Annotated in this window: 5 protein-coding genes and 2 pseudogenes; all 7 read left to right on the top strand. The window is 42.7% G+C overall.

Going from position 1 to position 10,857, the window contains the following annotated elements; translation table 11 throughout:
* Positions 1 to 679: 679 nt before the first annotated feature.
* Positions 680 to 4,939, top strand: coding sequence for a CHASE domain-containing protein (locus tag AB6E08_RS21575; protein WP_241820711.1), 4,260 nt, complete (start codon positions 680 to 682; stop codon positions 4,937 to 4,939).
* 9 nt (positions 4,940 to 4,948) lie between these two features.
* A complete protein-coding gene (locus AB6E08_RS21570; RefSeq protein ID WP_371705129.1) occupies positions 4,949 to 6,136 on the top strand; it encodes an EAL domain-containing protein in 1,188 nt (395 codons plus the stop codon).
* 148 nt (positions 6,137 to 6,284) lie between these two features.
* Positions 6,285 to 7,520 (top strand): ABC transporter substrate-binding protein, encoded by a 1,236-nt coding sequence (locus tag AB6E08_RS21565; RefSeq protein WP_017097881.1) that lies wholly within the window; start codon positions 6,285 to 6,287, stop codon positions 7,518 to 7,520.
* Entirely contained in the window at positions 7,520 to 9,550 is a 2,031-nt protein-coding gene (locus tag AB6E08_RS21560) for an ATP-binding protein (RefSeq protein WP_371695935.1), read from the top strand. The genes AB6E08_RS21565 and AB6E08_RS21560 overlap by 1 nt, the downstream gene beginning before the upstream one ends.
* A 474-nt stretch (positions 9,551 to 10,024) precedes the next feature.
* Positions 10,025 to 10,420 (top strand): transposase, encoded by a 396-nt coding sequence (locus AB6E08_RS21555; protein WP_102258085.1) that lies wholly within the window; start codon positions 10,025 to 10,027, stop codon positions 10,418 to 10,420.
* 6 nt (positions 10,421 to 10,426) lie between these two features.
* Positions 10,427 to 10,579 (top strand): annotated as a pseudogene (locus AB6E08_RS21550) (transposase); the annotation flags it as partial.
* A 10-nt stretch (positions 10,580 to 10,589) separates the two neighbouring features.
* Positions 10,590 to 10,857: pseudogene (locus tag AB6E08_RS21545) on the top strand (IS5/IS1182 family transposase); the annotation flags it as partial.

Below are 10,857 nucleotides of genomic sequence, written 5' to 3'. Positions count from 1 at the left end.
GTAGTCGAAGTTGGGTTGAAGCCTTCGTACGCTGGTACAACACCGAGCATAAGCAGAGTAAGCTAAATTACGTCACGTCACGCCTTCAGAGCGTCACAATGGAAAAGATAAAGATATCTTGAAGCGTCGTGTAGAGGTATTGCTAGCAGCAAAACAGCGAAAGCTTGAGCGGTGGTCTGGTGATATCAGGAACTGTGCGCCTGTTGGTGACATTCACCTAAATCCAGAAAGAGAAGCTGCTTAATAAGCAAGAAAATGATGACAACTACCTTGAAAAACACCGGAATCCCAAGGCTATAATTTTGTAGATTATCAATATGGAATTTCGTTTACACCCGATTTCAGATAATAAGTGCGACAATCCCCTTTAAATTGAAGATTAGACAAAATTCAATCCTAGAAACTCACTCTAACTTTTACCAATCAATCAAGCTCATCTAAGCGGATAGAGCCCTTTCCTTATGTTTGGTGTTGTACTACAACTAGTGGATATACATTAATATTTACATTAATATTTACATTAATTAGGTTCTAGTTTGTTCGTCCTTTTACTGGTTTCGTAAGAATTCGTGTCGTCAATCGTTGATTTGGAGTATGTATGACTGGGAAGCCTCGGGCCATAAAGCTATCTTTAAGTATATTAATATTGTCACTCAGTGCAACAATAGCGTGTTGGTCTATGGCACGAAATTATGTTGAACGCAATGCTGAAAGCCGTTTTACTAATTATACCCAAGACGTTAAAGCGTTGATTCAAAATCGCATGTTGAATTATCAACAGGCCCTCTCAGGGGGCGTTGCTCTATTTGCTGCTTCTGAACAGGTCGATCGTGAGGAGTGGGCGAATTATATCGATAAGTTAAATCTTGGCTTGCATTATCCTGGTATACAGGGGATTGGTGTTTCAATTCCTATTTCGGCGCGAGATAAAGAGGCGCATGTGCAGCAAGTTCGGGCGGAAGGTTTTCCTCAGTATGAGATTAAACCTAAGGGGGCGCGAGATGAATACACGGCCATTATCTATTTGGAGCCTTTTGATGCTCGCAACCGGCAGGCATTTGGCTTTGACATGTATTCTGAAGCCGTTCGGCGTCAGGCTATGTCTACGGCAAGAGATACAGGAAGAGCTGCTTTATCCGGTAGGGTTGAGTTAGTTCAGGAGATTACTGAGGATAAACAAGCTGGTTTTTTGCTTTATTTACCTATCTACAAAACGCTTTATTCCCCTGATACAGTTGAAGAGCGAAGGGAGGCCTTTGTTGGTTATGTTTACAGCCCATTCCGCGCAAGAGATCTCATGCAAGGTATCCTTCAATCTAACGTCTCAACGGTAAGCTTTCGGTTATATGATGGCGCAGAAGACACCCCTAATAGTTTGCTGTATGACGGGAATAGCGCCTTAAGTATTGTGGACGAGCAATTCATATCGACATTTCGACGCTCGGAGGTGATTAATGTTGCAGGTCGAGATTGGACGATCATCTATACTTCTACCCCCGTGTTTGAAGCCGGTCTCGATTTTTCGCTGCCTCGTATTGTTGCTGGAACTGGGGGGCTCTTAAGTATTCTGTTTTTTTTCCTTTTTCGGATGTTGATTGTTTCACATCAAACAACTGAAAAGCTGCATCATGAGGCCTCGGCGAGGAGAGAAGCCGAAGGATCCCTTAAGAGCCTAAACCAGGAGTTAGAAAATCGTGTTAATGAACGCACTCAAGAACTAAAGCGACAAGAAGAGCTCAATCGAATGCTTTTAGAGAGTTTGAGTGAAGGGGTGGTGGCTTGTGGCGCGGACGGAAATTTAACTTTATTTAACCGTACAGCAAGAGAGTGGCATGGATCTGACCCATTACAGATTCCCCCCGAACTCTGGAGTAATTATTACAATTTATATGAAGGTGACGGGCGAACACCGATGGCGAAAGAAAACATACCGTTGCTTAGAGCATTTAATGGTGAGCATATTCAAAATGATCTACTTTGCATAATCGCTAATGGTCAAAGTCCCCGCTTCGTCTTGGCCAGTGGAGCTCCGATTTGTGATCTCGATGGTAAGCGCCTAGGTGCTGTGGTTGCTATGCACGACGTAACTGAAAATAGGCGTCATGAACGTCGTTTCATTGATATTTTTGAGTTTGCACCTGATGCCATACTGATAATAGAGAGGGGGGGTTGTATTACTCAGGCCAACAGCCATTCTGAGGTTGTTTTTAATTGGGGGAAAGATGTACTTAAAGGCCAATTAATAGATCGATTTTTACCTGGTATTTATTCAAATATCAATAGCTCTTTCTTCGAGAATGAAGAATTGGGTGAAGGAGCTCGTGTTGAGCAACTCTCTACCATGGCTAGACGTAAAGGGGGGATTGATTTTCCGGTTGACATTAGTTTAAGCCCTGTTGAGTCGGAAAAGGGCTTGCAGGTGGCCGTCGCTATTCGGGATATTACCCAGCGTGTTCAGTCAGAGAGGAAAAATAAAGAAGCGATGGCTATGCTGAATGCCATTGAAGATGGGGCATTTATCTTTGATCCAGAAACGCTTCGCCACAGCTATGTTAATGAAGGTGCCGTTTGTCAACTTGGTTATTCCAGAGAAGAGTTGTTGGATCTTACTGCCGTTGATTTCAAAGTTGAGTTCGATGAAAACCGTTACCGGAAGTTGCTTGAACCCTTGTTAAATGGCGAACAGCAGGTTGTCCATATTTCTACTGTTCATAAACATAAAGATGGTCATCTCATTCCAGTCGAAGTCAATCTTCAGTACATTTTTCTACCTGGAGGGAAAAGGCGTTGTATTTCAATGGTTAGGGACGTAACCGAACGTCATCAGGCTTTACGACAACTTGAGGAGGCAACCAAGCAGCAAAAAGCGGCCAATTTTGTCATAGAGCAGGAGCGTAAAAAACTTGCCCAACGGGTGTCTGAACGCACAGCGTCATTACGGTCAACAAATGAAAAGCTAGAGCAAGCTCGAATTGAGGCGGAACAAGCAAGCCATGCTAAATCGGCTTTCTTGGCGGCAATGAGCCACGAAATACGGACGCCAATGAACGGGGTTATTGGTATGTTAGAGGTTTTGTCACACAGTCAGCTGGAGTGCCATCAAGTTGATGAAGTTAAAACTATTCATGACTCTGCGTTTGCCCTGCTGAGGCTCATCGATGATATTTTAGATTTCTCAAAAATTGAAGCTGGTAAGCTAGATCTTGAAAAATTTCCGGTATCTGTCGAAGAACTTATAGAAGGGGTATGCTCCTCGCTTGTCTCCGTTTCTGAGAAGCAAGAGGTTGACTTGCAATTATTTATTGCCCCGATTTTTCCAAGTTATATTTTGTCTGATCCAATCCGGTTGCGGCAAATTTTCTATAATTTAATTGGTAATGCAATTAAGTTTAGTGGTGGTCGTAAGGAAAAACGAGGAGACGTCTCAGTCCGCGTGAACATTGTTGATAATAAAATGGTTGTCAATATCGAGGATAACGGCATTGGAATATCGTCGGATGCCTTAGCTATGTTATTTACTTCTTTCTCTCAAGCGGAGTCATCCACAACGCGTCGTTTTGGGGGGTCTGGGTTAGGATTGGCGATCTCGAAGCGCTTAGTGGACTTAATGGGCGGAGATATTAAAGTAAACAGTCAGTTAGGAGAAGGCTCTACGTTCACAGTTAGCTTACCTTTGGCAATTTATCAGAAAGAGATCATACCACCTTTATCGTTACTCTCAGAGACAAAGTGTATCCTAGTTGAGAACTCAGTATTTGATACTGACGCTCTACGAGTTTACCTCGAGCATTCGGGTGCTAATGTTCAAGTTGTTAGCACCCATTCCGAAGCGTTACGTATTGCTGAGTTGCTTGAAGAGGTTGTCGTTATAATTATTGGTCCGCAAAAACATGTCCCGGAACTTACCATCGCTTTTCTGAAAACATTGAAAAGTTCACGAATTGAAAGTGGGTATATTAGGCACTTGTTGATGACTCGAGATCAGCCTCGGCCCCTGAAATTTGAATCCCCTGAATTTGTTGCTCTAAATTGTAACCTATTGCGGCGAAAAGAGTTTTTACAGTCTGTTTCAGTGGCTGCCGGAATTGTTTCGCCTGAAATAATACTTGATCAAGTGGGGGAAGAGTCTCTGCCGTTAACTGCGGCACCGAGTGTGGCACAAGCCCGTGCAGAAGGACGGTTAATCTTGGTTGCAGAGGATGATAGCATCAACCGAAAAGTCATCCTTAAACAGTTGAGTCTACTAGGTTATGCGGCAGAGGTTGCTGAGAACGGATTGGTGGCTTATCAACTTTGGCAAGAGGGAAGTTATGCGTTGCTATTAACGGATTTACATATGCCGGAAATGGATGGTTATGCATTAACGGAAGCGATACGAAAGGATAACTTGGAGAGGGCACAAAAACCTATCCTAGCTTTGACAGCCAACGCTTTGAGAGGTGAAAAGAGTCGAGCCAAGGCGGTAGGAATGAATGATTACCTTACAAAACCTGTCCAGCTTCATTTACTTAAAGAGGCTCTTGAAACATGGTTGCCCAACCAGAATGGAGTGCCTGAACTTGGATTACTTGAAGAGGAACAGCCTAGGGACTCTGAAATATTGACTGTCAGTAAGCTCGCTGAGCTTGTCGGAAATGAGCCAGCTGTTATGTGTGATTTTTTGACTGATTTTTTGAGTTTAATGACAAGACAGCAGGAACAGTTAAGAGCCGCTTCTTCCGCTAAGGATATTAGAGAAGTGAGCAGTATCGCTCATAAGCTCAAATCTTCATCTCGTTCAGTGGGCGCGATGAGATTAGGTGACTTGTGTGCCGAGCTTGAAAATGCTTGTACTATAGGTGATGTCGCAGTGGTGGAGTTGACCATGACTCTGTTAGATAAGTGTTTTGCAGAGACGGAAGAGGAAGTGATCTGCTACCTTGATAAAAAAATTATATAGGAGAAGTGTATGGCGATAATGTTGATTGACGATGAGCCGTTTTTAATGAAGTTGCTTGCTCATCAATTAAAGGATTTTGTGAATGAAAAGGTTGTTGTTCATCAATATGAACATGCTGTTGATGCTCTTCAAAAATTAGAAATGCATCCTGAAGAGGTAGAACTAATTTTTTGTGATCTGCAGATGCCAAAGATGGACGGAGTAGAGTTTGTCCGTCACTTGGGGCGTATAGGCTACCAGGGAGGTGTTATTTTGATGAGTGGTGAAGAACAAGCCATTCTAGACAGTGCTAAAAAGCTGGCAACCACTTATCAACTTAATATTTTTGGTTGTCTCCATAAGCCTTTTAGTCCCACTCAGTTAAAAGAAATTATTGAGCATCAGGCCGCTCATCTAGAGACGGAATGTTTTGATGACCTGAAAGAGTATTCTGAAGCTGATCTGCGTCGAGCTATTCAACAAGGTGAGCTAATCAATTACTACCAACCACAGGTCAGGCTTCGAGATGGTGAAATTGTCGGTGTAGAAGCTTTGGTACGTTGGCAACACCCTAAAGATGGCCTAGTGTTACCTGATAAATTTATCCCACTTGTTGAAGAGTATGGACTGATAGATGACTTGACGATGGTTGTCTTAGCTAATGCTCTGGAACAGAGCAAACGTTGGCAATCTGTGGGCGCAAAGCTTTGTATGTCAATCAATATTTCAATGGAAAGTCTGACGTCCTTGGAGTTTCCAGATAAGATTCAAAACATTGCACATGAGGCTAGAGTCCCATTGTCAAACTTAGTCTTGGAAGTAACGGAAAGCCGGCTGATGAATGATCGGCAGTTAGCGTTGGACATCCTGACACGACTGCGACTTAAAGGTGTTGCTTTATCTATTGATGACTTTGGGACGGGGTATTCCTCGTTGGCCCAGTTACGAGATATTCCATTCAGTGAGCTTAAGATCGACCGAAGTTTTGTGCATGGGGCCCATAAAAATAAGTCTTTACGCGTGATTTTTGAAGCCAGTTTCAAGATGGCCCAGCAATTAGGAATGCAGACCGTGGTTGAGGGAGTGGAAGATCTTGAGGATTGGGTGTATTTACGTAAGATAGGGTGTGATGTCGCACAGGGTTACTTTATTGCCAAGCCAATGTCTGAAAATCATTTATCTCGATGGTTAGATGAATGGGAAGGCGTCGAGAGCTAACCCTCAATTCAAGAGTAAATGGTGTCAATATTGAATCACTTATGCACCTCTGCCGTACTTTTCCTCCTAAATCATTTGCAAGTCTAAATATCTAGTCTAGAATTAAAATCATAAATAAAACAATAACTTATATTAAGGGGGCTACGGAATGAAAAAATGGCTTAAATCTACAGTCATCGGCTTATTTGTGGTTGGCTCTACGCCAGCTATAACAGCCCCTTCTGTTCTCAAAGTATATCTAGACTCGGATCGAACCGTGCATCTAGCCTCAGCGGAGGCAATAGAAATGGGTGTAAAAACGGCTTTTTCTCAGCATGGTAATCAACTTTTTGGCATTCCAGTAGAGTTCGAAGTACTTGACCATCGTGGGAATACGGCGCGAAGCAAGCTCAATATGCAGCGCTACCAGAAAGACCCTAATGGAATTGTTTTCTTCGCCGGGTTGCATTCTTCCCCCCTGATAAAATATCGCGATTATATCAATGAAAGTGAACTGTTGATTTTGGTGCCATGGGCTGCAGGCGGTCCTATAACTCGCTACCCGTCTGAGAAGAATTTCGTATTTCGCCTCTCTGTTGACGACACAAAAGTTGGGGGGAAACTGGTCTCAACAGCAATCAATAATGGTTGCCAATCTGTTGACTTATTATTAGAAAAAACGCCTTGGGGTAAGTCTAATTACAAAACGATTTTCCAATCAGTAGCCGACCACAGCACACACTTAAAAGCTCGGGTTACTTGGTTTAATTGGGGAATTGACGAGGCTCTGGCTCGTGTGATAGCCGCCGATCTTAATCGAACCGGCGTTGAATGTGTCCTGTTTGTAGGGAATTCACGAGAAGGCCCCTTATTAGTCAAAGCTCTCTCTGATCTTGAACAACCACCAAAAATTTTCAGTCATTGGGGGATCACCGGAGGTGGTTTCTCTCAGCGAGTTTCATTTGATGCTCGCCAGAGAACTGCCTTAAGCTTTGTTCAATCTTGTTTTAATTTTTATAGCTCTCCGGAGAACGATCTATCGAAGGAGGTATACCGCCAAGCTACGGCGCTATTCCCTGATAAGTTTACAAATGATTTTATTGACGCCCCAGCTGGCTTTGTGCATGGCTATGATCTGGCTAAAGTATTTATTCAAGCCGCACAAAGTATCACCCTCACCGATGATATGGTGAATAATCGACAGCTACTTAAGCTGGCGTTGGAGCAGATGGACACACCGGTTCAAGGTTTGCTAAAGACGTATGAACAACCATTTAGCGTTTATGACGTGGCACATCCTGATGCTCATGAGGCGCTAGGAGCCGATGATTTGTGCATGGCGAGGTACACTCAAGTGGGAGCCATCAAGCTGTTAGATTCAGCTAAGATTAATAAGGCAGATTAATGATCTATAAAACTCGACCAAAACTCAGTGGTATTCAGCTTTACGGTGTATTTTTGTTTATCTCGATGGTTGTGTTCGCTCTTATCACTTATGGACTTTTAGAGCAGCAAGCTCAGCAATCAATAAGAAACCTGGAGAAAATCAATACCTCAATTAAACTAAGTACGGCAGAGAGTTATATTAGCCAATCCCTGAATAATACCGAAAATTTAGCGATGAAAATTGCCTCACATCAAGTGGTGATTTCTACCGCTTTAGGGGGGGGTGCTACACCACAAGAGATTAGTGATAGACTAGCAATCGTGAAACCAGTGACGGGTAAGCACTATATTGTGATCTTGGATATTCTTGGTGACCCAATTTATCAAGAGTTAACCTTACCGGATGAACTGTTCGCTCAACTGCACACTAAGATTGAACAAGGAGATCTATCGAGTGTGTTTAGGGTATTTACCTTTCAAGATGATAGTAATAACTTAATGGTTGCTCTTCCAATACTGTACAACGGTTTTCTAGAAGGTTTACTTGTGTATGTGAAGCCATTTGATATTGACGCCTTTTTATCACCGTTGAGGTTCTCCGAACAATATCAAGTAAGTTTAATTCAAAGCGATAATAGTTGGGGTATGCCTCCCCCAATTGATTGGACGCAACATACAACATACCTCCCTAGATACGACTTGGATTTAGTTTACAGTATTAACCCTGCTATCTATCAAAACAATCGTAACCAATTTATCCGTTCACTCATCATTGCGTTATCGATAGCTGGTGCGTTGACATATATATTGGTCTATTTTACAGGTAAAAAGCTCCTCATATCTCCTTATCAGTCACTAGAAAAGTCTGAGCGCCGATTAAAAAAAGTAGCCATTGAAGCCCAAACCGCAAGTGTCGCTAAATCACAATTTATAGCCTCTATTAGTCATGAGTTGAGAACCCCTATGAACGGGGTTTTGGGGGCAGCTCAACTGCTGACACAGTGTAAAAATAAAGATGAGCGTCATGAGCTTGAACAAACCTTGCTCTCTTCCGGGCACCATATGATCTCAATTCTCAACGATATACTAGATTTTTCTAAAATTGAGGTTGGTAAGCTGACGCTTAATCTTTCTGAATTTAAACTGGCTGACCTACACAATAAAATTGAAAATAGTTATCGACCCTTATGCTTAGATAAAGGTATAACGTTTGAAGGAACGGCCTATTCTGAAACATCAATACACCTAGTTGCCGATGAGACCCGGTTAGCACAGATAGCTCTTAATCTTCTCAATAATGCGTGGAAGTTTACTCAAAAAGGGGAGATCCATTTTTCTACCCGGCTCACGCAAATGAATAACAACGATTATCTAGAAATTAAGGTGTCTGATACGGGAATTGGTATCCCCGCAGAGAAACAAGCAACGATATTTGACCCATTCACTCAGGGCGATGGGAAAACTACGCGTAAATTTGGCGGGACTGGACTTGGCTTAACTATTATTTCCAAGCTCGTAGATACTATGCATGGCACGCTTAACTTGGAAAGTAAAGTAGGTGTAGGGACACGCTTTATCATTTGCGTGCCTGTCAAAGTTGTATCACAGCCTAGAGAGCAAATAAATGAACCAATGAAGTTATTTAATGGCGAAGGGCTGAAAGCTTTGATTGTTGAAGACAATCGTGTAAATAGCATCATCCTATCTAAATTCCTAAAGAAAAGAGGTTTTAAGTGTGATATTGCCCTTGACGGACAAAAAGGTTTTGAGCAAGCGAGCAGAACCTTTTATGACGTAATCATGATGGATAACCATATGCCTATTATGGATGGTACTGAGGCTACGAAACGTATTAAGGCTTTATCTTCACCCTATAGTGATAGCATCGTCATCGCTTGTACCGCTGATGCCTTCGAGGAAAACCTAACTAAAATGCGTGAGGTTGGCTGCGCAGAAATCATCACAAAACCAGTCAATGAGGGGGTGTTAGATTCGGTCTTTAATCAATATCTGTCAAACCAAGCTGTAGAAAAGGCCAACAGTCCATAAATTAATCTGCATGACTAGCTTTGGGCACAGAGAGAAATGTTAGGTATAAAAAGCATAGTTTTCATATTCAGTTTGGTTGTGTAACAGTAATCTTATGCTCCGGGCGTTTTTGCGGGGAGGTCACTATTGCCCAGCTCTTTCTAAAATTCCTCGACACCATTGTCTCAGTTTTTTTCCAAAAAGATTGACAATCGCTGTTCTAACGCCATGAGCTTATAGTGTACATACTTGTCGCCGAGTTTGGTTATCCGGCTTAACTTAGGCCTTTACTCGTGAAACATTATTTCGGAACCAAGCAAATAAACCGCAGTTTTTATTAAATAGAGAACCTTTTGCTTTTGGAAGCGAGTGTCATTGTAGCGGTTTGGCAGCTAATTCCTTAATTCTTCATGACTCGTTGAATATTGGCAGCGCTAAACACATACGCTTGAGCGGGTAGCTTGCTATGAGTAAGTATATAACCAATGTGGTTCAATGGAACTAAATCAAGAACCTACGATCTGGTCAGCTACATCCACTCTCTCTCGCAGCCCTATTCCTAAACCTCTTTACAAAACAACCAACTGGAAGCAATACAACCAATCACTCATTAACCGTGGTTCTCTGACCTTTTGGTTTGATGAAGAGGCGATAAGCGGTTGGGCGCAAAGCAAACAGAATAAGCGCGGGAGACCACGTCGGTTCAGTGATTTGGCTATCACGACAGCACTCATGGTGAAACGCGTGTTTTCTATGCCACTGAGAGCGCTACAAGGATTTGTCGACTCGCTATTTAGATTTCCATGTTCCATTAAGTTGTCCACATTACACCTGCATCAGCGTAGAGCTAAGCAAGTTGGGGTCTCATTTAAGGAGCAATACAGCACCTAGCCACTGATGTTACTGGCCTTAAGGTTTATGGCGAAAGCACATATTGCAGTCGATACAAGCACTCATGAAATTATTGCAGCCGAGCTAAGTTTATCGACGGTTACAGATGGAGAAGTCCTCCCTAACTTACTGAAACAAACACGCCGAAGCCTCCTTGAGGTGTCTGGTGATGGCGCTCACGACACGAGAGCGTGGCACGCAGCTATTAAGATTAAGCGAGTCAGAAGGAACAACCTTCTGGGAGCGTGGTCACCCCCAAAATCTCGCCGTGGGTTGCCAGAAGTTATACGGCTCACATAAGTATTGGAAAGAGCGGTATGGATACCACAAACGTTCATTGTCAGAAACAGCGATGTATCGAGTTAAACAGTTGCTAGGAGGACGATTGAGCTTAAGAAATTACAATGCGCAGGTGGGTGAAACTTACGCGATGATAA

Origin of the sequence: Vibrio sp. 10N.247.310.24 (genome assembly GCF_041467175.1) — a bacterium.
Classification (GTDB): domain Bacteria; phylum Pseudomonadota; class Gammaproteobacteria; order Enterobacterales; family Vibrionaceae; genus Vibrio; species Vibrio tasmaniensis_A.
The sequence above is the reverse complement of the archived record's forward strand: the minus strand, read 5'-3'. Positions and strand labels throughout refer to the sequence as shown.